Genomic DNA, 21,679 nt, shown 5'->3' with positions numbered 1-21,679 from the left:
TATCTAGAAATTTGATGTTCCAATGGTAAGAAATTTTACCTTTCTCCCTTAATAAGGTTCGTGTGAGATAGAGACTTTTGACCGTCAGCCTCATTCATGTCAGTTATTTTTTCTTTTAAATGAATATCTTTTACAAAATAATAAATGAGTGTGTGCCCTGCTCCTAGCACCACAAGTGATGCAGGAATTCCGAGCTCATTGCCCAGCAGAGTGACAGATAAGAGAAACAGGACAATGGAACAAATACGCCCAGCATTTAAAAATAATTCTCTTACCACAATGTATTCAATACGGGCTTTCCTTGCATACCTCGCATGTCCGATGACATCATATGTTAAAGATACATACGGAACGAGTAACAAGGGGTAACCAATTGCAATCGCCACCGCATACATCAGAAGCGATACATAGGACAAGTGAAAAACAATGAGAAAAAGTGCACCATATAAAATGAGCCCTCCAAGCATGATGGCTTTTTTCCGCCACTTTTTCTTAATTAAACGCGTTGCGAAAAAGTAAGCAAAAAAGGCGACACCTGAATTCACTAGACCAAATGTTCCGAGAGCAAGCTCGCTATTTGTCGCTATAAACACAAAGACACTAATTAAAAAGACAAAGACCCCTTCTCTTAATCCCTGAAAAAAGTGAGCAGTTGTAATCTTACGCCAATTCACGTCTACATGTCGTTCTCTCCAAATTTGTTTGATCATAAACTTCCCTTTTGATTGTCTTCTCTTGAGAAAAAAACTCATCACGACCGCTAATGAAAACAAAATGAGCGATAGGGTAAAAATGACCGTATAGCCTGTATCATTCGCTAATTGAGATATGACAATGCCAGCGATCAGCGGACCGATCATGCCAGCGGTAGATGTAAGAACTCCTAAAAATCCATTAAAGAAGTCTCTTGTTTCAGGTTCTGTGATCTCAAAGGTCAGTACGTTAAAAGCAAGCCAGTAAAAACCATAGCCAATCCCAAGTACACTTCCTAATAAGACAAGCCGCGCGGCTGCTTGATCTCCTGCTAATAGAACAATTAAGTAAAAAGCTGCTAAGAAGATCACACCAAAACGGAGGACGAACGCCCGATCTATTTTTTTGGCGAGCCTTCCAGCAAATAAAAAGGTAATGGGTTGAAGAACGACAATTGCCAAGTTATAAATCGCAAGATCCGTAAATCGTCCGGATTGTTTCCATAAGTACACATTCACAAACGTATTCGAAAGCGCAATGGCAAGCGCATATAACCCACCAATCGAAAGTAGGAGCAACAAATCTCTTGTGACATCCATATCCCCAAACATTTTCTTTAATCTGCTCATAAATTTCATTCTCCTTTTCTACACAATAGTCTGTCTCATCAAATGGCAGATATGTAAAAAAAGGAGGGAAAATATAAAAAGACCCGCTCAATCGTGAGCAGATCTTTTTACATCAAATATATAATTATTTAGCTTCGCTGTATAGGCGAGCTACTTCATCCCAGTTCACAACATTCCAGAAAGCAGAAATGTAATCAGGACGACGGTTTTGATAGTTGAGGTAATAAGCATGCTCCCAAACGTCAAGTCCTAGAATCGGTGTTTTTCCTTCAGTTAAAGGAGAATCTTGGTTTGGAGTGCTTGTGATTTCAAGTTTGCCATTGTTTACAACAAGCCATGCCCAACCAGAACCAAAGCGCCCTGCAGCTGCAGCAGCGAAGTCTGATTTGAATTTTTCAAATCCACCTAATTCTTTTTCAATGGCATCTGCAAGTTCACCAGTTGGTGCGCCGCCACCATTTGGTGAAAGTATCGTCCAGAATAATGAGTGGTTTGCATGTCCTCCGCCATTGTTACGTACTGCTGTACGAATGTTTTCAGGCACAGAATTCAAGTTTGCCACTAGCTCTTCAATTGACTTATCTTCAAGAGCTGATACCCCTTCGATTGCTTTGTTTAAGTTTGTTACGTATGTGTTATGGTGTTTCGTGTGGTGAATGGTCATTGTTTCCTTGTCGATATGTGGTTCTAATGCATCGTAAGCATATGGTAATTCTGGAAGTTTAAAAGCCATGGTTAAATTCCTCCTTAGAATGTATGTACTGAAATGCTTCCTTTGTAAGCAAGCAATTCACCCTACTCAAAGAGTATCAAAAGAAAACGCTTGTTTCAACGTTAATGCTCATCATATGAAACATTTCAGTCATTATTTTGTATTTAGCCCTGCAAAAAGAGTTTTAAACACCTTTCCTGAATTTACCCACGCACATAAAACAAAAAGATGACCAGCATAAGTGCTTGAATCAATCCTTTAGCAAATACGCCTGATACAAACCCAAGTAATGAGCCAAACCCTACTTTCACGCTCGTCTTCAAATCTTTTTGATGAACAAGAAGCTCTGCAAGTACACTGCCGATAAAAGGGCCAATGATCACCCCTGCAATCGGAATGATAAACGGACCTACTAAAAGACCAATTGTACTTCCCCAAATGGCCGCTTTACTACCGCCAAATCGTTTGACTCCAATCAGGTTCGATACATAATCAGCTCCAAATAACACTGCCGTAAACATGGCTTGAATAAGCCAAAATGTCAGCGTTAATGGTTCAAAGCTGAAAAAGACACCATAGAGCATAAAACCAAGTACAATAAAGACAACACTAGGGATAATTGGATAGACAAGTCCAACAAACGCAACGGTAAATGCACAACCAATCAGAATCCAATACAACACGTCCAAGTAAAGTCCGCCTCCTTTTCATCACCTGTATTCATTATGCCTCATTCCCTCTATCATAACCAGCACTGAAGGCGGCACTTGTACTTGATGAGTAGACATTGATACAATGTAAGGTATAGAAAAAAATGTAGGAAGTGAAACGTTTGAACGTATTTAGTTTATTGTTAAAAGGAATTTATTCACCAAAAGATATTGCCAAAGCGCGCTTTACCGGTATCGGCAAAGCCATTTTATTCATTTTTATCCTATCTATTATCGCAACTGTCCCCCAAGGATATCATGTGAGTAAAGAGATCTCCAATGCCATGTCTGGATTCCAGCATGTGATCAAAGAGGATTTGCCTGATTTCTCAATTGAAAAGGGTCAGCTCAAAGCGGGACAAAGCACGCCAATTGAAAAAGAAGAGAACGGGATCACCATCATCTTTGACCCCTCTGAAAAAACAAAAACAAGCGAAATCGAAACTAAACAAACAGCGATCGCTTTATTAAAAGACAAAGCTGTCATTGCCATTGATGGGCAAATGACTGATATTCCTTATCAACTCCTTGGTGGCTCAATGACAAAAGAGGAACTCGCAGCTGTGACGAACCAAAATCAAGCCATCATCATTCCAGTCATCTGTGTACTGCTTTATCTTTCGACTGCCGCTCTAATGTTTATCAGTACGACTTTTCTCGCCATGCTTGGCACATTGATTAAACGGATGCAGCAAAAGGAACTTTCTTTTCAAATGCTTTGGAAGCTTTCGGCCTATTCACTTACATTAACGACCGTCTTTTTTGCAATCATGAACGCATTAAACACTCCAGTGGCCAACTCATTCTTATTAAATTGGGTGATTAATTTTATCTTCCTTTATCTTGTCGTCAAAGAAATACCAGCTAAAAAATAAACCACTTTTCAAGAAGGTGGTTTTTTTGTTCTGTTACAAGGCTTGCTAGAACAAGCTAGAGCAATCGGCTACAGCTTTTCCAACTATTTGGTTCTATCATTTCAGGACATGCATAGACTTGAAGTAAAATCATAAAAGCGGTGATTAAAATGCGGCGAATTATTTTTTTACTGATTAGTTTGTTTGTACTCTTTATTATCTTTTTTGATTTAAAAAATGGAACAATCCCTGATCAAGAAGCAACTGCTGTTCCTGCAAGTGCTTTTCAACCTTCTGAGAAAAAAGCATATAAGACTGTCACTGTAAAACAAGGTCAGACAGTCGTATCCATCGTGCATACAAGTAAGCCTCTTGATGAAGTCATTGAAGATTTCGAAGAGCTGAACAAAGGAGTAAAAGCAAACGAAATACAGGCAGGCAGTACATATAAGTTTCCGGTCTATAAGAGATAAAACGTTAATTCCTTGTCATTCATACAAAGAGACTGTTACAATATGAAATGTAAAACACGTCGTACACTGCAAATGAACTTGCATGTACACTAAGGAGCGATTGACAAGTGGGTGAAGTCACACATCGTACAAAAACGCGTCCCGTGAAGGTGGGACCTTTAACTATAGGTGGAAATAATGAAGTTGTCATTCAAAGTATGGCAACGACCAAAACACATGATGTCGAGGCGACAGTAGCTGAGATTAAGCGTCTTGAAGAAGCTGGCTGTCAAATCGTTCGTGTGGCATGTCCAGACGAGCGTGCAGCAAATGCCATTGCAGACATAAAAAAACAAATTAACATTCCCCTTGTTGTCGATATTCATTTTGACTACAAGCTTGCACTGAAAGCGATTGAAGCTGGGGCTGACAAAATTCGGATCAACCCTGGGAATATCGGAAGACGAGAAAAAGTTGAAGCAGTTGTAAAAGCAGCCAAGGAAAAAGGCATTCCCATTCGTATTGGAGTAAACGCCGGCTCATTAGAGAAAAAAATTCTTGATAAATACGGCTATCCGACGGCAGATGGCATGGTTGAAAGTGCACTACATCACATTAAAATACTAGAAGATCTCGACTTTCATGACATCATTGTCAGCATGAAAGCATCTGATGTAAACCTTGCGATTGAAGCATATGAAAAAGCGGCAAAGGCTTTTGATTATCCTTTGCATCTTGGAATTACAGAGTCAGGTACTTTATTTGCTGGAACGGTGAAAAGTGCTGCAGGTCTTGGTGCGATTTTAAATATGGGCATTGGCAACACACTTCGCATTTCATTAAGTGCTGACCCCGTTGAAGAAGTAAAGGTTGCACGTGAGTTATTGAAATCATTCGGTCTTGCTTCAAATGCGGCAACACTCATTTCTTGCCCAACTTGTGGAAGAATTGAAATTGATCTCATTAGCATTGCAAATGAAGTAGAAGAATATATCTCAAAAATTAAAGCACCAATCAAAGTAGCTGTCTTAGGCTGTGCTGTAAACGGTCCTGGTGAAGCCCGTGAGGCAGATATCGGAATCGCAGGCGCTAGAGGTGAAGGTCTCCTTTTCCGTAAAGGTCAAATTGTTCGTAAAGTGCCAGAAGAAACAATGGTCGAAGAGCTGAAAAAAGAAATCGACAAAATTGCTGAAGAACATTACGCAAAAATGGAAGCTGAAAAAGAAAAACAAGCAAATGCATAACAAAAACGCCTGACGGCAAGGTCAGGCGTTTTTCTGTTCTTGTTAGAAGAACGGCGTAACAAAAATCCCAAGGATAACGGAAACTATTCCGATCCCGATTGACCACGCGCCAAGCGACTGTGCTCCTTTTCTTCTTGCCATATAACCAACGACGATTGCCGCTACACCTAATAGCACCGGCAAGACAAATAATGAGATAATCGCTAACGCAAGCGCTGTATAGCCCATCCCCTTACCTGAATCGTCACCTACATGGTCACGTTCTCGTCTGTCTTCTCGATCTCTTGATGCCTGATATGGCTCTGTAATTTCAGCAGCTGTTTCCTCTAAATAGCCATCATCATTACTAAAGTGTGTGTCGATTTCACGATCACTCCGTTTGAAATCTTCGTCTCTTTCCATGATCAATTCCCCCTTTTGGTTAATAGAAAGGAGCTTTTTTAGTATGAGCAAAAAAGCCTGTTTCATGTTTGCTAAAACTTGCTGGAATTGTGAATTGATTATGTTACACTTTAAGAGTATAAATATGAGGAGTGTGGGCATGTTACGTTTAGGAATTGATATTGATGGCACAGTGACGGCACAGGACACCTTTGTTCCCTACTTAAATCAGTCGTTTCAATGTGCAATAACACTAGATGATATGACGGAATATGACTTAACGAAGCTTTTAAAAATTTCCAATGATGAATTTTGGGGCTGGATGGATCAGCATGAGCCTCTAATTTATCAACAAGCAAAGCTTGCCGACGGCGCGAAAGACATTCTAAATCAAATGAAAAATCAGCACAAACTGATTTATATTACAGCAAGAAGGCAGCACCTAACCGATGTCACCTACGCTTGGTTTGAAGAGAATCAGGTACATTATGACGACATTGAGTTGGTCGGCGGTCATCATAAGCTGGAAGCTGTTCAAAAACACAATATTGATGTGTTTTTCGAGGATCATCATGGCAATGCCACAATGATTGCAAAAGAGGCAGATATACCAGTTATCCTCTTTAATTCCCCGTATAACCAAATGCCAGTGGACGATCGAATCATCCGTGTGAATAACTGGAAAGAAGCATCTCAGTGGATCAAACAATATGAAAAACGACTGCAAACTGCCAATTAAAGCATCACAAATATAAAGTCAACATAAGCCATGTGTCGGCTTTCTTGGTGATCTAATCAAACCGATAAAAGGTGTAAAACATTTCAAATAGACAGATCAAAAAAGCTAGCCGGTTGGCTAGCTTTTTTAGGAGTGAACTTCCTTCTGTTCACAAGAGGGACACGTTCCGTAAATTTCAAATTTATGTCCGCTAATATGATAATCCTCTAATTCCGCTTCAAGCTTGTCCATTGGACAGGCATCAATTTCTTTTGTTTTCCCGCATGCAAGACAGATAAAGTGGTGATGATGATGGGAAAATGAACACTTAAAACGGAATAGTTTCTCTCCTGACAATTCAGTTGTCTCCAATATACCAAGCTCTTCATATAAAGACAGGTTTCGGTAAATCGTATCAAAGCTTAGTCCGGGATAATCTTCACTTAATGCGGTTAACACATTTTTAGCTGTTAAGTATTTGTCCGAATCAGAAAACAATTGAAGCATATCTTCGCGTTTGCTTGTATATTTATAGCCTTTTTCCTTTAATAAATCAAGCGCTTCTTGTACGTTCATGATGATTCCCCCTTCTGAATTTACCAATACTAATACAACCGATTAAAATCAAAATGGACAGCATCACAATGGTTCCACCTGGCGCAAGATCTAAATAGTAACTTAAAATTAGCCCGACCATGACAGACAGTTCTCCGAACAGGATAGAAAGAAAGATGGCTTGTTTAAACCCTTTGGCAATCCGGATACTCGCCGCGACAGGAAGCGTCATCAGCGCTGACACAAGCAATGTCCCCACGATACGCATAGACGCTGCAATGACAAGTGCTACAACAAGGATAAAAATAAAATGAATCCATTTTGCGGAAATACCTGAAGCCTTTGCGTGCTCTTCATCAAATGAAAGCAAAAACAGTTCTTTATACAAAAGAATGACCACAAGGACAACAACAATCGAAATCCCGACAATAACCCAAAGGTCAAGCCTTGAAACAGCACTCACACTACCGAACAAATAACTAAACAAATCCGTATTAAAGCCATTTGCAAGTGAAATAAAAATAGCGGAAATACCAATTCCACCTGATAAAATAATCGGAATGGCAAGCTCCTGATAATGTTTATACACCGAGCGAAGCCGTTCAATAAATAATGAACCGGCAACAGAAAACGCCATACCTAAATAGAGCGGACTCACTCCTGTAAGCAATCCGAATTTTTTATCAAGGAACAGACTCGCAGCAATACCGGCAAGTGACACGTGACTAAGCGCATCTGCAATCAGAGACAGCCTTCTCACGACAATAAATACACCGAGCAAAGGAGCAATAAAACCGATCAACATCCCTGCGATAAACGCATTTTGTAAAAATTCATAATGAACAAATGGAAATAACATTATTCGTGTCCCCCATGATGATGATGGTCGTGATGAATCACTTGAATGTCATGCCCGTAAAACTGCGATAACGCTTGATCATCCATTGAGTCGAAAGCTTCAGCATCACCGTGGAAATGCAAATGCTGGTTTAAACAGGCAACATGTGTCACTTTGTCAGAAACAGTTCCAACATCATGTGTAACAAGAATTAATGACATTCCTTTTTCTTTATTCAAAGTTTCTAAAAGCTGATAGAAGCCTTCTACTGTTCTTTGATCAACCCCAACCGTCGGCTCATCTAAAATGAGCAGCTTCGGCTGGCTGACAAGCGCACGTGCAATAAAGGTGCGCTGCTGCTGACCGCCTGAGAGCTCACCAATGTTTTGGTGCTTTAAATCTTGTATGCCGACTGAACGAATGGCATCTTCTACTTGCTGTTTATCCTGCTTACTCATTCGTTTGAATAAGCCAATCTTCGCTGTCAAACCACTTGCCACCACCTCATACACAGAGGCAGGAAAACCTGTATTAAAGCTATTCGCCTTTTGGGATACAAATCCGATTTGATCCCATTCTTTAAATTTTGAGATAGGCGTGCCGAATAATTTCAATTCTCCTTTTTGAGGTTTAATGAGACCAAGCAAGCATTTTAATAATGTTGTTTTACCAGAACCATTCGGTCCAACAAGCGCAAGAAAATTTCCTTCCTCTACTGTTAAATGAATGTGATCAATGACATTTCGCTGTCCATAGGAGTAGGAAACATCCTTCATTTCAATAATTGGCTTTGCCATGAATCTTTCCACCTTTAATCCAAAATAAAAAGAATGATTACGATTTATACAACAAAAAGAAAATGGCTTTTGCCATTTTCTTTGCCCATATTTAGATTTCATTATATAAAAGAAAAAGAAAAAAGTAAAATAAAAGCTAATGAATAGCTGTTTTGAACTTACCTCCTTTTGTTTCATGCGTATCCATAATCGTAATAAAAGCATTCGTATCAATTTCAAAAACAATGGATTTGAGTTTTGTAATTTCGAGCCTCGTTACAACAGCGTAGATAACATCTTTTTCTTCATCTGTATAGCCGCCTTTTCCTCTAAGCTTTGTTGTTCCCCTACCAAGACGGTGAAGAATCGCATCTGAGATTTCATCAAAATGATCAGACACGATAATGACAGCTTTTGTTTCATCCAATCCTTGAATGACAGCATCAATTGTTTTCATTGCCAAATAATATGTCATGACAGAATACATGGCTTGCTCTGGTCCAAATACAAAGCCCGCCCAAATAAAAATGAACACATTGACGATCATGACAAACTCACCGACGGAAAAAGGAATTTTTTTCGTAAGTAAAATTCCTAAAATTTCTGTTCCGTCCATTGAACCCCCATTACGTATCACAAGTCCAACACCAAATCCAAGTAATAGCCCTCCAAACACAGTCGCTAAGATTGGCTGGGTTGTAAATGCGTCTACATGATGAAGAGAAGATTCAATCACGGCCAAGCTGACAATCCCAATCACAGTAGAAACAAGAAAAGTTTTTCCAATGTGTTTGTATCCTGATATCATAAATGGGATATTTAAAATGACAACAATCGTCGCAAAGTTAATCAACGGGTTATCCGTGAATAGATAATCCAGAATAAGCGAGATGCCGATGATGCCCCCATCAATAATATTGTTTGGCACTAAAAATAATTCGATGCTTACAGCTGCACATGCAGCTCCTACTAGAATCAGAAAAGTTCTTAAAATAAAGTGAGGCACTGATTCTCTTTTATGCTGTTTACTATTTGCCATACGTTCTCCCTTCTACACATGTAAATTCAATGAACATTATTTCATTTTACTATTTTATCATTTCACAGAGTAAAATAAAATTTTTTGCACATTTTCCGTTTTCGCCCATACATTGTTACAGAGGGGAGGGATGGCATTGATTTTCATTCAAAAAATTGTGCTACAAAGGCTAAATCAGATCACAACAAATGATCTGTTAAGGTACGCAAAACAGTATGGAGTGAGCTTATCTCCGAATCAGGCTGCCGAGGTCGCCAAACTCATGAATGGGAAAAACGTGAATATTTTTAATGATGCTGAGCGCAAACGGCTGCTTAAGCAGGTGGAAGCGATTACTTCTAAACAGACAGCACAAACCGTTAATGATTTGTTTAATCAATTTACAAATTAGGAAAAAAGGGCCGCACTTAGCGGCACCCATCATTTTGCATACGGTTCTTTACTGCTGCGTGATTTTTTCTAGCAACCCTTCATCAAACTGCTTTTCTTTCAGCATTGCAATTTCAAATTTGTAAGGTGGTTTTTTATTCTTTTTATCTTCACCTACATAAGGCGTTTCTAGAATCTTCGGCACGTCTTGAAACTGCGGGTGATGCACAATATAACTCAGTGCATCAAAGCCAATTTCGCCAAAACCGATATTTTCATGACGGTCTTTTCTTGCACCTTGTATGTTTTTACTGTCATTGATATGAAGAACCTTAATGCGATCAATCCCAATGATTCGGTCAAATTCTTCTAAAACGCCATCAAAATCACTCACAATCGGATAACCAGCATCATGTGTGTGACACGTATCAAAGCAAATAGAAAGTGCTTCGTTATGTGTCACACCGTCGATCATTTGGGCAAGCTCTTCAAAGCTTCTCCCGCACTCTGAGCCTTTGCCTGCCATTGTTTCAAGTGCGATTTGAACCTTTTGTCCTTTGACAATGACTTCATTTAAACCTTCGATGATTTTTTGAATACCTGCTTCAGCACCTGCTCCGACATGCGCACCTGGATGGAGAACAATTTGTTTTGCGCCAAGTGCTTCCGTACGCTCTATTTCTGAGCGAAGGAAGTCCACTCCAAGCTCGAATGTCGCTGAATTGACTGTGTTCCCAATATTGATAATATACGGTGCATGAACGACGATATCTGTCATGCCATGCTCTTTCATATGCGCTTGTCCAGCTTCAATATTAAGATCTTCAATTTTTTTACGGCGCGTATTTTGCGGTGCACCTGTATAAATCATAAAAGTATTTGAACCATAAGAAGCCGCTTCTTGGCTCGCTGCAAGAAGCATATGTTTTCCGCTCATGGATACATGTGATCCAATCTTCAACAATGTTTTCCCCTACTTTCCATTGCGCTTTGTCTTTCTTCGTTCCTGTCTTTTAATTTTGTCTATCTCACGCGTCATTTTCTTTTTATACCCTGGCTTGACAGCCCTAGGTTTTTTCACAAGACGTTTCGCTTTTTCTTCAATTTCATTTGGTGCTTTTTTACGTCTTTGACGCTTTAGACGGTCATCTGCATCTCGCCATTCTCCGTGAACGATCGTTTTGTTTTCAAACACAACGCCCATTTTTTCAATTTGAACTAGTGCATCCTCATCTTGCAGATCATAAATGGTTATCGCAATTCCTGAAGAACCTGCACGAGCTGTTCGTCCAACACGATGAACATAAAAATCAAGATCAGATGGAAGCTCATAATTGATCACATGACTAACACCCTTTATATCAATCCCGCGGGCTGCGAGGTCAGATGCAACAATATAGGAGAACTCTAAGTCTTCAATCTGTTTCATGACTTTCTTACGTTCGCGCGGCGTAAGTCCACCATGAAGCACACCAATTTTCATTCCTTTTTCCTGCAGGAATGAAGCAATTTCATCGACCGTTGCTTTTGTATTAGCAAATATAATGCCTACATAAGGCTGTACGTTCGTGACAATCTCATGCAACAATTTTAATTTATCACGATGTTTAGACGGTACTAAAATATGCTGAATGTTTTCAGCGGTAATCCGCCTAGGCTCAACATGTGCATACTTCGGGTTATCCATATATTTTTTAAGAAAAGGCTTTAATTTCTCGGGAATCGTTGCTGAGAATACAAGCATTTGCAAATTTTTAGGCATTTGTGCACCAATACGGTCTACATCTTCTAAAAAACCCATATCCAGCATTAAATCCGCTTCATCAATCACAAGTGATGCTGCTTTGTAGACATTGAGTGCTTGCTCATGAATTAAATCCGCGATACGTCCAGGAGTTCCGACAACCAAATGCGGCTGATTTTTCAGCTTTTGGATCGCCTTTTGCTTGTCGGTACCACCAATGTAGAGCTTCGCTTTCATCTCTTCTTCCGGAGATGCCTTTTTCATAATCGTCTGTGCTTCTTTGAAAATTTGATTGGCCAATTCCCTTGTAGGTGCGGTAATGACCACTTGCACCTGCTTTTTGCTTGGATCAATCGAATGAATAAGTGGCAATAAATACGCATGGGTTTTACCTGTACCAGTTTGTGATTGACCAATCACGCTTTCTCCTTTTAAAACGGCTGGGATGATTCTTTTTTGAATATCAGTTGGCTCATAAAAGCCCAGTTCATGAATAGCATCTATAATAAAAGGCTTTAATTCATATGTCGTAAATTTCGTTTCTTTCATGTTTTCACTCCTTAAGGCACTGCCTTTTGCTCATCTCCTCATTATAGCTGATTTTCAGCAAAAATACCATGTCAGCTTTTCTTGAAAGGGAAACAGGAAACCAATTGAAGCTTCCTTGCATAACCTATGAAGAGAAAGAGAATGCAGTAAGGGAGGTACAAGTATGTTAGGGCAAAGGCCTATGGGCGATTTTCAACCTCATCGTCCCTCACGCCGGCAACTTGGAAATGGTGGACAGCCCAGTATTTTTCAAAGAAGGCAACCACCTCCTATAGAACAACAACCTTTTCAAGGCCAAGGGAACCAATTTCACCAAATGATGCCCCGCTCTCCGTCCATACAAGGCGGAGGTTTGCAAGGAATAGGCGGCGTTCCGGCAGGCGAGAGCCGTGCACTTGGCGGCGGAGCTGGGATCAAAGGGATGGTCGCCAAATTTCTTCCTGGTGCTGGGGGTGCTGGGGTCTCTGGAGGAGGTGCGGGATTACAAGGACTCCAGAGCTTCACAAATCCTGCCACCATCTCTAGCATGTTAGGAAATGTCCAAAAAGTGCTCGGAATGGCGCAGCAATTCACGCCAATGATTCAGCAATACGGCCCTTTAGTCAAAAATCTGCCTGCAATGATTAAGTTATACAGCCAGCTTGGAAGTGCTGATGAAGAAACAAATACTGAGGAAAAGACGACAGAACCAAAAGTGCCGGATGAGGAAACAGATATGGAAGACGCAGAAGAAGCAATCTCACTTGATGATCCAAAAGAAAAAGAAGAGTCAGAGAGCATCATTGTGAAAAATACAAAAACAGAGACTCACACATCATCCAAACCTTCTGCTCCTAAAGCCAAACCGAAAAAAAGATCCGGAAGTTCTGTTCCGAAACTATATGTATAGTGATCTTTTAAGGAATAAGTATTCAGAGCGTTGAACAATCTTTGATATATGTGCTTACTTTGGCTATAATGGAATGAAGAGAATGAAAGAGAAGCCGTTTTTTACGGCTTTTTCTATTGTTCTTCTCTTTTGCAGCACTTCCCTACAGGAGGACGAATAAATGAAGGTTATTAAAATATCACCGCGTGGCTATTGTTATGGCGTCGTAGATGCAATGGTCATTGCTAAAAATGCCGCACTTGATAAAAATTTGCCGCGCCCGATTTATATATTAGGTATGATTGTGCACAACAAACATGTGACAGATGCCTTTGAGGAAGATGGCATCTATACACTGGACGGTCCAAACCGTTTAGAAATTTTAAAGCAGGTCGAAAGTGGAACTGTTATCTTCACCGCTCATGGCGTTTCCCCAGAGGTCCGTCAAATTGCAGAAGAAAAAGGACTTGTGACCATTGATGCGACTTGTCCAGATGTGACCAAAACCCATAAACTCATCTCAGAAAAAACAGCGGACGGCTATGATATTATTTATATAGGGAAAAAAGGTCATCCTGAGCCGGAAGGAGCCATCGGGGTAGCACCAGACAGAGTGCACCTTGTTGAAACAGAGGCCGATATTGAAGCACTCGATTTAACATCAAATAAGCTACTCATTACAAACCAGACGACAATGTCACAGTGGGATGTCCATGACTTGATGGAACTTATTAAAGAGAAATATCCTCATGTGGAATACCATCAAGAAATATGTCTTGCCACGCAGGTACGGCAAGAGGCTGTTTCACAGCAAGCAGGTCAAGCTGACTTAACCATTGTTGTCGGAGATCCAAAAAGTAACAACTCAAACCGATTGGCACAAGTATCAATGGAGATTGCAGGTACAAAAGCTTATCGAATCGGTGACCTCAGTGAGCTCAAGTTAGAATGGCTGGAAGGCGTGAAGACTGTTGCAGTTACTGCAGGTGCTTCCACACCAACACCTATTACAAAAGAAGTCATTCGTTTCCTAGAAAATTATGACCCCGACGATGAATCAACTTGGAAAATCGAACATACTGTTCCTCTTTCGAAAATATTACCTCGCGTGAAAACAAAGAAATAAGAAAACGTCAGAGCAAGTGGCTCTGACGCTTTTTTGTTTACATAAATTGAAATGGGTTTGTATTTGATTCTGAAACAAAGAGCTGCACATCGTATTTCTTATCTGCACATAGCGATTGAAGCTTCGCTTTCACTCCTTCTTTCATGATCTTTTCAGCATAATGACCTGGATCGACTACATGCAGTCCAAGCATCATGGCATCATGTGCCACATGGAAATAAAGGTCTCCTGTTACATACACGTCAGCACCCATTCTTTTGGCCTGATGAATGTATTTGTTGCCATCTCCGCCAAGTACAGCTACTTTTTTGACGACAGCTTCCTTGTCACCAACAAAACGAACCCCATTCACATCAAGCTTTGTTTTTACAAATTGCGTAAAATCTCCAAGTGTCATTGGCTCTTTTAATACTCCAATGCGGCCGAGACCTTTTTGAACTGGGGCAAGATCGGTTGTATGCACGCTATAAGCCACTTCTTCATAAGGATGTGCTTTAATCATCTCTCGAATCACTTGTTTTTCAATGCTTGCTGGAAAAATGGTTTCAATTCGCACTTCTTTTACAAATTCCAGCTTACCCGTTTCACCGATAAATGGCGTTGCACCATCTGACGGCAGAAAACTGCCTGTCCCTTCATTTGAAAAAGCGCAATGACTATAATTTCCAATATGACCAGCGCCTGCATTTCCTAAAGCTGTTCTAAGGGCTTCTTCAAATTCCTCTGGTACATACAGGGCAAGTTGCTTTATTTGATCTTCGAATGTTGGGACTAGCACTTTCGTTTCTTGAAGCTCCAATGCTTCTGCAAGTAAGTCATTGACTCCCCCATCAGCTACGTCTAAATTCGTATGAGCCGCATACACCGCAATATCATGTTTCATGCATTTTTCAATAATACGTCCAGATGGCTCGTCAGTCATCACATGTTTTAATGGACGAAAGATTGGAGGATGATGTGCGATGATTAAGTCCACTTTCCGTTCAATCGCTTCATCCACCACATTCTCTAATACATCCAAGGTAATCATGACATTGGTCACTCGTTTATTTAAAGTCCCAATCTGCAGCCCAATTTTATCACCTTCCATTGCATATGCCTTTGGTGAAAATTGTTCAAATAGCTGGATGATTTCATGCCCGTTTACTGTTTTAGCCAACAGTCAAAACCTCCTTTAGAATCGTTATTTTCGCTTTCAGCTCTTTTTGGCGCTCCTTGTTTTCTTGTGTAGGAGCTGCCTTTTGAATTTGACGGACAATTTTCTCAAGATGCTGGAGCTCTTGCATCCACTTTCTTCGGAAGACGTCACTTTGCTCTTTTGCAAGAAACGGACCAACAAGCATCCCCGCCTCAATTGACATCCCTTGATAGGCTTTATCTTGATCGCCTTTTTCAGCGATGATAATTTCATATATCTTGCCGTCCTCTTCTAAAATGACCTCATCTAACAGCTCATACCCCTCTTGATATAACCATAAGCGGATGTGGTGCGCATGGATATTCGGTTGAAGAATCAGACGTTCATTTCCTGAAAGCTTGTGCTTTCCTTCATTGAGTATGCTTGCGATCAGTGCACCGCCCATACCCGCAATGGTCACTGCATTGACCTCGCCTCGTTCAATCACTTCAAGGCCATTTCCTTTTCTCACCGAGACCAATGCATCTAATTTAAGCCTATGTACTTGCTGCTTCGCTGATTGAAGTGGTCCATCTGTAATTTCCCCAGCGATAGCTCTCACTGCTTTATCGTGTAAAATCGCATAGCATGGCAAATAGGCATGATCTGAGCCTATATCAGCAAAGACAGCGTCCTTTGGTAAAAAGTCTGCTACTCGTTTTAATCGTTTTGACAAATTTATTTCATTCATACTATCACTACTTTTCTTTAATGTGCATACTTGTCTATCTTATATAAATTATGAACTTTTTAAAAGACGTTTTCAAATGAAAAAAGCTCTTCTAATCCAAAAGAGCTTTTTGTGTAAGATTATTTAATTTTGGATACCCATTCTGCCATCTCATCTAGTTTTTCATTCGGAATCAGACCACTTGGCATTCCATTTCCACCTTCTTGAATTTTCTTCTTGATATCCGCTAATTCAAGCTTGTCACCAACACCTTTTAATGCAGGACCTGCCCCGCCCTCATAATTTTCCCCATGACAGCTTATGCAGTTCTGCTTATACAATTCTTCCGGCGTCGCATTTGCTGTCTCTTCCTGCTTTTGCTCTTCGCCCCCAGAGGCAATCTTCTGTTCATCTTTAAGCCCTTTCATTGATAAGAAAAAAGTGAGACCAATTCCTAAAATGGCAATCAATAAGAATGGTATAAGTGGATTCCGTTTCATTTCTTTCATCCTCCCCTTTGTGAAAACCCCTTTGAGACTATGCAAACAATTCTAATTCTACTTTAATTTTACAAAAAGTAAATGGATTATGATACAAAACTTTGGTCAAGTTCACAGATTAGACAAAAAATGATCTAGATGAGAAAGGATGCCGCCAGCACATTTTGATGTATTTTTTATACATCTTTTCTTCAAGAACGTTGCAAATTCATTTGTTATTCAGTAAAATATAATCAGATTGAAAAAAGCGTTTTCAATTCAATGAAGAAAGAACGGATCTTTTTCAAGATCCGCTCGGGTTTTTATTCTAAGAAGTCTTTTAGCCGTTTACTTCTGCTAGGGTGTCTTAGTTTACGAAGAGCCTTTGCTTCAATTTGGCGAATCCGTTCTCTCGTCACGCCAAACACCTTTCCAACCTCTTCTAACGTGCGTGTTCTTCCGTCATCTAGTCCGAAACGCAGTCTTAGCACATTTTCTTCACGGTCCGTTAGCGTGTCTAATACATCTTCAAGCTGCTCTTTTAACAATTCATATGCAGCATGGTCAGATGGAGAAGTCGCCTCTTGATCTTCAATAAAATCACCAAGATGCGAGTCATCTTCTTCACCGATTGGTGTTTCTAAAGAGACAGGCTCTTGCGCAATTTTAAGAATTTCTCTTACCTTTTCTGGAGTTAAGTCCATGTCTTCCGCAATTTCTTCTGGCGTTGGTTCTCGGCCAAGATCTTGCAGAAGCTGTCTTTGCACACGGATTAATTTATTAATGGTTTCAACCATATGCACAGGGATACGGATCGTTCTTGCCTGATCGGCAATTGCACGTGTAATCGCCTGTCTAATCCACCAAGTCGCATATGTTGAGAATTTGTATCCTTTGCGGTAATCAAACTTCTCAACCGCTTTCATGAGCCCCATGTTTCCTTCTTGAATTAAATCAAGGAACAACATGCCACGACCGACATAGCGTTTGGCAATGCTCACAACAAGACGAAGGTTCGCTTCCGCTAATCTTCTTTTTGATTCTTCATCGCCTTCCTCGATTTTTTGTGCATACGCAATTTCTTCTTTTGCAGATAACAAATTGACGCGACCGATTTCTTTTAAATACATACGGACAGGGTCATTAATTTTGACACCTGGTGGTACGCTTAAATCATTCAGGTCAAATTCTTCTTCTGCTTTTGCCAGTTGCTGAATATTCGGGTCATCTGTCTCCTCGTTTTCACTAATGAGCTCAACACCCTGTTCGCCTAAGTATTCATAGTATTCATCCATTTGGTCTGATTCAATTTCAAAGCTAGCCATACGCTCTGCAATTTCTTCGTATGTTAAAACGCCCCGTTTTTTACCGGTTTCAGTGAGTTTATCTCTCACTTGTTCAAAGGTCAATTCAGTTTCGGTTTCGTGGGCTTGTTTATCAGCCATTATGGATCCCTCCTTCCAAAGCTTGCAACGAATTCTAAAGTCACTTACGTTTGCTTCTGACCAGTTCTTCTCTCTCTTTCGAACAGTATGAGCAAATAGGAATAAAATAAATAAATGATGAAAGCAAGTTGCTTGCGGTCTTATGCTCCTCCCCTAAAGGATTCATTGCCAGCCGTAAGTCTTGTCATAATATTAGACGTATTACTTAAGCGAACGGTTCAACTGAATAATTTCTTTTGCAAGTGTTGCTGCTTTGAAGAAATCTTTTTGTCTCTCCGCCTCTACACGTTCTAGTTCTTTTTCCTTTATCATTGACAATTTCCGATAATTCAACACTTTTTTTACATAATCACTTAATTCAGCTTCACTTAGTTCGTCTCCAACTTGAATCATTAATATATCCGTCAGAAGCTGATTCATCAAATCATCTTCAAACCGGTTCATTAGGTGCTGTGGAGTCGGCTTTTTGCCTTCCTCATACAAAGCATAAATGTACGTCGCAAGCGCCCTGTGCGAATCTATATTAAATTCAATTCCAACTCTGTCAAGCACTTTGCGGATCACATCATCGCTTTTTAACATGTGAGCAAGAAGCATTCGTTCTGCATTTTCATATGCCGGCTTCAGACGTTTCCTTCTAACTTGAGTTGACAGATGTGCACGTCGTTTTTCAAGACCATTTTGTACTTGCTTGTTTTTGACCTCTTGTCGCTGTTGTTTTTTAAACAGTTCAAGTTGTTCCTTTAATGAGTCAAGCGAGATGGAGAACTCTCCAGCAAGCTGTTTCATGTAAACCTCTTGTTCCAAGGAGCCGCTTAGCCGGCTTATTTCTTGGAGAGCTTGCTTCATATAAGCAAGACGGTCTCCTTCGTCTGATAAATTTTTTCCTCTTCGGAAATAATTCATCTTAAAAGTCATTAATGTCACACTTCTATCTATGATGTCATTCCTAAATTTCTCGCCGCCATATTTACGAATGTAATCATCTGGATCAAGTCCATCCGGAACCATGGCAACGCGGACTTTACACCCTCTTTTTTCAAGCAAACCTGACGCTTTCATTGTCGCTTCATACCCGGCAGCATCAGAGTCATAACATAGAATGATCTCTTCCACATTCCGTCTGAGAAGCTTCACATGCTCTTCTGTTAAAGAAGTTCCCATAGTTGCTACACTTTCGCTCACACCGGATGTGACAGCAGAGATGACGTCTGCGAACCCTTCGAAAAGGACAGCCCGCTCACGTTTTCTAATGTGCATACGTGCGTCATGAAAGTGATAAAGCAGCTTACTTTTATGAAAAAGTGGTGTTTCAGGACTATTCATATACTTTGGCTGTTGATCACCAAGCGATCTGCCGGAAAAAGCCACTACCGTACCATGATGATCATGAATCGGAAACATGACACGATCTCTAAAGCGGTCAAAAAAGCCTGTGCCATTCTCACGTTGGATCAAGAGACCCGCCTTTTCCATAACAACCGGATCAAACCCTCGTTTTTCTAAAAATTTGCTCATGAAATCCCAGGAGTCTAGCGCATATCCGATCTCAAACTTTGCAATCGTTTCTTCTGTAAAGCCTCGTGATCGTAAATAGTCGAGCGCTTTTTGACCTTCCTTTGTATTTACCAGCAAATGGTGATAAAATTTCTTAAGTAGCTCATGGGCCTCAATCATTTTATGATCTGCTGCACCTTCATACTGAGACGAACTGATCTGCGCATTCGCCACATGATCAGGCAAATCAATATGGTACTTATCAGCAACGTGTGAAACGGCTTCAATGAATGAATAGCCTTCCATTTGTCTGAGGAAAGAAAATACATTACCTCCTGCACCACAGCCGAAACAATGGAAGATTTGCTTATCTGCTGAAACAGAGAATGAAGGAGTATTTTCACCATGGAATGGACAAAGACCAAAGTAATTTCGACCTTGCTTTCTAAGCTGTACGTATTCTCCAATCACTTCGACAATGTCTGCGTTTTTTTGGATCTGCTCCAAAAGTTCATCTGGTATACGTTTGCTCATCCTAATAACACTCCGTCGTACATTATTCGCCTTTTAATTCAAAAATCCTTCATGATTCGACAGGATTTTTTGTAGTAGCGCAATAAATCGCTTTTTATCGTCATCTGAAAGCTTTTTGGGACCTTTTCCGTATACACCTTTTCTTCGCTGTTTGCTAGAAAAATGCCTGCGTTCCAAATCAAAATCAATTGTTTCGTTTGTGTACATTCGTCCTCTTTCCGACAGAACCATGACATCTCTTGGAAGCAATAAGGAGGCAAGGCCAATATCTTGTGTCACAACAATATCATGTGCGACAACTGAGTTCGCAATAACTAAATCCGCTGCTTCTTTGTGTGTATCCACAAACCGCCAATCTTCAAGTTCCGATCTCTTCGTTTGAAAATGCTCATACGAAGCAATGAATGTAACAGGTACTTGAAATTGTGAAGCGACAGAAAGAATTTCGTCTTTTACAGGACATGCATCTGCGTCGACATAAATCGTCCTGCCTTTTTTACGTTCATTCAGGTGACTAATTCTCCATCCCTCCACCTTATTCCTGCTTTACAGAGGCAATAAGATCATACTTTTCCCCTATAAAGCGTTCAGCAGTAAAGCTCATTTTGTCGAAAAGTTATGTTCAGAATCACTTGACTTCTGCCAATATTAGTTTATTCGTTCTTGACTTAACTTAAACCTAAAATCAATCATTTTATCACAATTTTTTATTATAATACAAATTCAACAAATATGCTATTGTTTTTGTTTACCCGTTTCCCTCCATAGGAAAAACCCAGGAGGAGCATCCTGAGTTTATTCGGAACCTCTTTTGGTCAGCATTTGATGAATGACATTTGCAGTTTCTTCAACTGCTTTGTTCGATACATCAACGACTTGACAGTTAATACGATCAACCACTTTTTCAAAATACTCCAGCTCCTCTTTAATCCGCTCAATGTTCGCATAAATCGCTCGATCATTTAGACCTAAAGATTTTAAGCGTTCCTTGCGAATGTGGTTCAGTTTGTCCGGACTAATTTTTAGGCCAATGCATTTCTTTGGATCAACAGAAAATAATTCTTCTGGCGGATCAACTTCAGGAACAATCGGAACGTTTGCTACTTTCAGCCGCTTATGCGCCAAGTATTGAGATAGCGGTGTCTTGGACGTGCGTGATACACCAATTAAAACAATGTCAGCCTTTAAAATCCCTCTTGGATCTCTTCCATCATCATATTTCACAGCGAACTCAATGGCTTCCACCTTCTTAAAATAGTCCTCATCTAATTGACGTACACGACCGGGCTCATGTTTCGCTTTATTTCCATATGCAGTCTCCATTTTATCAATGAGAGGACCGATAATGTCATAGTAGACGACTCCGTTCGCTTCCGCTTCTTCTATTAAGAATTGACGCATTTCTGGGACAACCAGTGTAAAACAGACGATACCGTTATCCGCTTTTGCCAGCGATATCACTTCTTTAATCGTACCAACATCCTCTACATATGGAATTCTTCTAATATTTGAGTGGTCTGATGAGACGCCATCAAATTGGCTAAGTGCCGCTTTGACCACGAGCTCGGCTGTTTCTCCTACAGAATCTGATACAACAAAAATTACGCGATTACTCATAAC

The 21,679-nt window shown here is 40.2% G+C and carries 24 protein-coding genes; 7 read left to right on the top strand and 17 right to left on the bottom strand.

Annotated features, from left to right (window positions below; translation table 11 throughout):
* Positions 1–35 precede the first annotated feature (35 nt).
* The 3 genes from ABVJ71_RS01180 to ABVJ71_RS01170 form a co-directional block, all read right to left on the bottom strand.
* Positions 36–1,322 carry an MFS transporter gene (locus ABVJ71_RS01180; RefSeq protein WP_353855229.1) on the bottom strand — a complete coding sequence of 429 codons (1,287 nt, stop codon included), beginning with the start codon at positions 1,320–1,322 and terminating at the stop codon, positions 36–38.
* Between the two features lie 124 nt (positions 1,323–1,446).
* Positions 1,447–2,055, bottom strand: coding sequence for a superoxide dismutase SodA (gene sodA / locus ABVJ71_RS01175; protein ID WP_353855228.1), 609 nt, complete (start codon positions 2,053–2,055; stop codon positions 1,447–1,449).
* A 182-nt stretch (positions 2,056–2,237) separates the two neighbouring features.
* Positions 2,238–2,723 (bottom strand): DUF456 domain-containing protein, encoded by a 486-nt coding sequence (locus ABVJ71_RS01170; RefSeq protein ID WP_353855227.1) that lies wholly within the window; start codon positions 2,721–2,723, stop codon positions 2,238–2,240.
* A gap of 143 nt (positions 2,724–2,866) precedes the next feature.
* On the opposite strand from ABVJ71_RS01170, the gene ABVJ71_RS01165 reads away from it, so the two are divergent.
* From ABVJ71_RS01165 to ispG, 3 genes are all read left to right on the top strand, one after another.
* Complete coding sequence (locus ABVJ71_RS01165; protein ID WP_353855226.1) at positions 2,867–3,619, top strand: DUF1189 domain-containing protein; 753 nt, start codon at positions 2,867–2,869, stop codon at positions 3,617–3,619.
* Between the two features lie 149 nt (positions 3,620–3,768).
* Positions 3,769–4,071 carry a hypothetical protein gene (locus tag ABVJ71_RS01160; protein ID WP_353855225.1) on the top strand — a complete coding sequence of 101 codons (303 nt, stop codon included), beginning with the start codon at positions 3,769–3,771 and terminating at the stop codon, positions 4,069–4,071.
* Positions 4,072–4,178: 107 nt separating this feature from the next.
* Entirely contained in the window at positions 4,179–5,294 is a 1,116-nt protein-coding gene (gene ispG, locus ABVJ71_RS01155) for a flavodoxin-dependent (E)-4-hydroxy-3-methylbut-2-enyl-diphosphate synthase (protein WP_353855224.1), read from the top strand.
* 42 nt (positions 5,295–5,336) lie between these two features.
* Here ispG and ABVJ71_RS01150 read toward each other — a convergent pair whose 3' ends face one another.
* A complete protein-coding gene (locus tag ABVJ71_RS01150; RefSeq protein ID WP_353855223.1) occupies positions 5,337–5,696 on the bottom strand; it encodes a DUF308 domain-containing protein in 360 nt (119 codons plus the stop codon).
* A 139-nt stretch (positions 5,697–5,835) separates the two neighbouring features.
* Here ABVJ71_RS01150 and ABVJ71_RS01145 point away from each other — a divergent pair, with 139 nt between their 5' ends.
* Entirely contained in the window at positions 5,836–6,414 is a 579-nt protein-coding gene (locus ABVJ71_RS01145) for a hypothetical protein (RefSeq protein ID WP_353855222.1), read from the top strand.
* 126 nt (positions 6,415–6,540) lie between these two features.
* On the opposite strand, the gene ABVJ71_RS01140 is transcribed toward ABVJ71_RS01145, so the two are convergent.
* From ABVJ71_RS01140 to ABVJ71_RS01125, 4 genes are all read right to left on the bottom strand, one after another.
* Positions 6,541–6,969 carry a Fur family transcriptional regulator gene (locus ABVJ71_RS01140; protein WP_353855221.1) on the bottom strand — a complete coding sequence of 143 codons (429 nt, stop codon included), beginning with the start codon at positions 6,967–6,969 and terminating at the stop codon, positions 6,541–6,543.
* Entirely contained in the window at positions 6,947–7,807 is an 861-nt protein-coding gene (locus tag ABVJ71_RS01135; protein ID WP_353855220.1) for a metal ABC transporter permease, read from the bottom strand. The genes ABVJ71_RS01140 and ABVJ71_RS01135 overlap by 23 nt, the downstream gene beginning before the upstream one ends.
* On the bottom strand, positions 7,807–8,583 hold the full coding sequence (locus ABVJ71_RS01130; RefSeq protein WP_353855219.1) for an ABC transporter ATP-binding protein: 777 nt from the start codon (positions 8,581–8,583) through the stop codon (positions 7,807–7,809). Before ABVJ71_RS01130 ends, ABVJ71_RS01135 begins: the two co-directional genes overlap by 1 nt.
* A 136-nt stretch (positions 8,584–8,719) precedes the next feature.
* On the bottom strand, positions 8,720–9,601 hold the full coding sequence (locus tag ABVJ71_RS01125; RefSeq protein ID WP_353855218.1) for a YitT family protein: 882 nt from the start codon (positions 9,599–9,601) through the stop codon (positions 8,720–8,722).
* A 136-nt stretch (positions 9,602–9,737) separates the two neighbouring features.
* On the opposite strand from ABVJ71_RS01125, the gene ABVJ71_RS01120 reads away from it, so the two are divergent.
* Complete coding sequence (locus ABVJ71_RS01120) at positions 9,738–9,992, top strand: DUF2624 domain-containing protein (RefSeq protein ID WP_353855217.1); 255 nt, start codon at positions 9,738–9,740, stop codon at positions 9,990–9,992.
* A 48-nt stretch (positions 9,993–10,040) separates the two neighbouring features.
* Here ABVJ71_RS01120 and ABVJ71_RS01115 read toward each other — a convergent pair whose 3' ends face one another.
* Positions 10,041–10,934 carry a deoxyribonuclease IV gene (locus ABVJ71_RS01115; protein WP_353855216.1) on the bottom strand — a complete coding sequence of 298 codons (894 nt, stop codon included), beginning with the start codon at positions 10,932–10,934 and terminating at the stop codon, positions 10,041–10,043.
* A gap of 9 nt (positions 10,935–10,943) precedes the next feature.
* On the bottom strand, positions 10,944–12,263 hold the full coding sequence (locus tag ABVJ71_RS01110) for a DEAD/DEAH box helicase (RefSeq protein ID WP_353855215.1): 1,320 nt from the start codon (positions 12,261–12,263) through the stop codon (positions 10,944–10,946).
* 163 nt (positions 12,264–12,426) lie between these two features.
* Between ABVJ71_RS01110 and vrrA the strand changes: the two genes are divergently transcribed.
* On the top strand, positions 12,427–13,152 hold the full coding sequence (gene vrrA, locus ABVJ71_RS01105) for a VrrA/YqfQ family protein (protein WP_353855214.1): 726 nt from the start codon (positions 12,427–12,429) through the stop codon (positions 13,150–13,152).
* A 160-nt stretch (positions 13,153–13,312) separates the two neighbouring features.
* A complete protein-coding gene (locus tag ABVJ71_RS01100; RefSeq protein WP_353855213.1) occupies positions 13,313–14,257 on the top strand; it encodes a 4-hydroxy-3-methylbut-2-enyl diphosphate reductase in 945 nt (314 codons plus the stop codon).
* 37 nt (positions 14,258–14,294) lie between these two features.
* Here the strand turns inward: ABVJ71_RS01100 and ABVJ71_RS01095 are convergent, their stop codons facing one another.
* From ABVJ71_RS01095 to ABVJ71_RS01065, 7 genes are all read right to left on the bottom strand, one after another.
* Positions 14,295–15,416 carry a Nif3-like dinuclear metal center hexameric protein gene (locus ABVJ71_RS01095; protein ID WP_353855212.1) on the bottom strand — a complete coding sequence of 374 codons (1,122 nt, stop codon included), beginning with the start codon at positions 15,414–15,416 and terminating at the stop codon, positions 14,295–14,297.
* Positions 15,409–16,125, bottom strand: a complete 717-nt coding sequence (locus ABVJ71_RS01090) for a tRNA (adenine(22)-N(1))-methyltransferase TrmK (protein WP_353855211.1) — start codon at positions 16,123–16,125, stop codon at positions 15,409–15,411. Before ABVJ71_RS01090 ends, ABVJ71_RS01095 begins: the two co-directional genes overlap by 8 nt.
* Positions 16,126–16,244: 119 nt before the next feature.
* A complete protein-coding gene (gene cccA, locus ABVJ71_RS01085; protein ID WP_353855210.1) occupies positions 16,245–16,604 on the bottom strand; it encodes a cytochrome c550 in 360 nt (119 codons plus the stop codon).
* Positions 16,605–16,906: 302 nt separating this feature from the next.
* Positions 16,907–18,028, bottom strand: coding sequence for an RNA polymerase sigma factor RpoD (gene rpoD / locus ABVJ71_RS01080; RefSeq protein WP_353855209.1), 1,122 nt, complete (start codon positions 18,026–18,028; stop codon positions 16,907–16,909).
* 201 nt (positions 18,029–18,229) lie between these two features.
* Entirely contained in the window at positions 18,230–20,059 is a 1,830-nt protein-coding gene (gene dnaG, locus ABVJ71_RS01075; protein WP_353855208.1) for a DNA primase, read from the bottom strand.
* A 33-nt stretch (positions 20,060–20,092) separates the two neighbouring features.
* Positions 20,093–20,593: a YaiI/YqxD family protein gene (locus ABVJ71_RS01070; protein WP_353855207.1), complete on the bottom strand. Its 501-nt coding sequence runs from the start codon at positions 20,591–20,593 to the stop codon at positions 20,093–20,095.
* A gap of 261 nt (positions 20,594–20,854) precedes the next feature.
* Complete coding sequence (locus ABVJ71_RS01065) at positions 20,855–21,676, bottom strand: pyruvate, water dikinase regulatory protein (RefSeq protein ID WP_353855206.1); 822 nt, start codon at positions 21,674–21,676, stop codon at positions 20,855–20,857.
* Positions 21,677–21,679 lie beyond the last annotated feature (3 nt).

It is taken from the genome of Bacillus sp. Bos-x628, assembly GCF_040500475.1.
In the GTDB taxonomy this organism is placed as follows: domain Bacteria; phylum Bacillota; class Bacilli; order Bacillales; family Bacillaceae; genus Bacillus; species Bacillus maqinnsis.
This window is presented reverse-complemented; position numbering and strand designations above follow the sequence as displayed.

Excerpts from the sequence above, each read along its gene's own strand:
- ABVJ71_RS01090 (WP_353855211.1), bottom strand. The coding sequence starts at position 16,125 with ATGAATGAAATAAATTTGTCAAAACGATTAAAACGAGTAGCAGACTTT.
- cccA (WP_353855210.1), bottom strand. The coding sequence starts at position 16,604 with ATGAAACGGAATCCACTTATACCATTCTTATTGATTGCCATTTTAGGA.
- ABVJ71_RS01145 (WP_353855222.1), top strand. The coding sequence starts at position 5,836 with ATGTTACGTTTAGGAATTGATATTGATGGCACAGTGACGGCACAGGAC.
- ABVJ71_RS01065 (WP_353855206.1), bottom strand. The coding sequence starts at position 21,676 with ATGAGTAATCGCGTAATTTTTGTTGTATCAGATTCTGTAGGAGAAACA.
- rpoD (WP_353855209.1), bottom strand. The coding sequence starts at position 18,028 with ATGGCTGATAAACAAGCCCACGAAACCGAAACTGAATTGACCTTTGAA.
- sodA (WP_353855228.1), bottom strand. The coding sequence starts at position 2,055 with ATGGCTTTTAAACTTCCAGAATTACCATATGCTTACGATGCATTAGAA.
- dnaG (WP_353855208.1), bottom strand. The coding sequence starts at position 20,059 with ATGAGCAAACGTATACCAGATGAACTTTTGGAGCAGATCCAAAAAAAC.
- ABVJ71_RS01180 (WP_353855229.1), bottom strand. The coding sequence starts at position 1,322 with ATGAGCAGATTAAAGAAAATGTTTGGGGATATGGATGTCACAAGAGAT.
- ABVJ71_RS01135 (WP_353855220.1), bottom strand. The coding sequence starts at position 7,807 with ATGTTATTTCCATTTGTTCATTATGAATTTTTACAAAATGCGTTTATC.
- ABVJ71_RS01140 (WP_353855221.1), bottom strand. The coding sequence starts at position 6,969 with ATGAACGTACAAGAAGCGCTTGATTTATTAAAGGAAAAAGGCTATAAA.
- ABVJ71_RS01160 (WP_353855225.1), top strand. The coding sequence starts at position 3,769 with ATGCGGCGAATTATTTTTTTACTGATTAGTTTGTTTGTACTCTTTATT.
- ABVJ71_RS01130 (WP_353855219.1), bottom strand. The coding sequence starts at position 8,583 with ATGGCAAAGCCAATTATTGAAATGAAGGATGTTTCCTACTCCTATGGA.
- ABVJ71_RS01100 (WP_353855213.1), top strand. The coding sequence starts at position 13,313 with ATGAAGGTTATTAAAATATCACCGCGTGGCTATTGTTATGGCGTCGTA.
- ABVJ71_RS01150 (WP_353855223.1), bottom strand. The coding sequence starts at position 5,696 with ATGGAAAGAGACGAAGATTTCAAACGGAGTGATCGTGAAATCGACACA.
- ABVJ71_RS01110 (WP_353855215.1), bottom strand. The coding sequence starts at position 12,263 with ATGAAAGAAACGAAATTTACGACATATGAATTAAAGCCTTTTATTATA.
- vrrA (WP_353855214.1), top strand. The coding sequence starts at position 12,427 with ATGTTAGGGCAAAGGCCTATGGGCGATTTTCAACCTCATCGTCCCTCA.
- ABVJ71_RS01125 (WP_353855218.1), bottom strand. The coding sequence starts at position 9,601 with ATGGCAAATAGTAAACAGCATAAAAGAGAATCAGTGCCTCACTTTATT.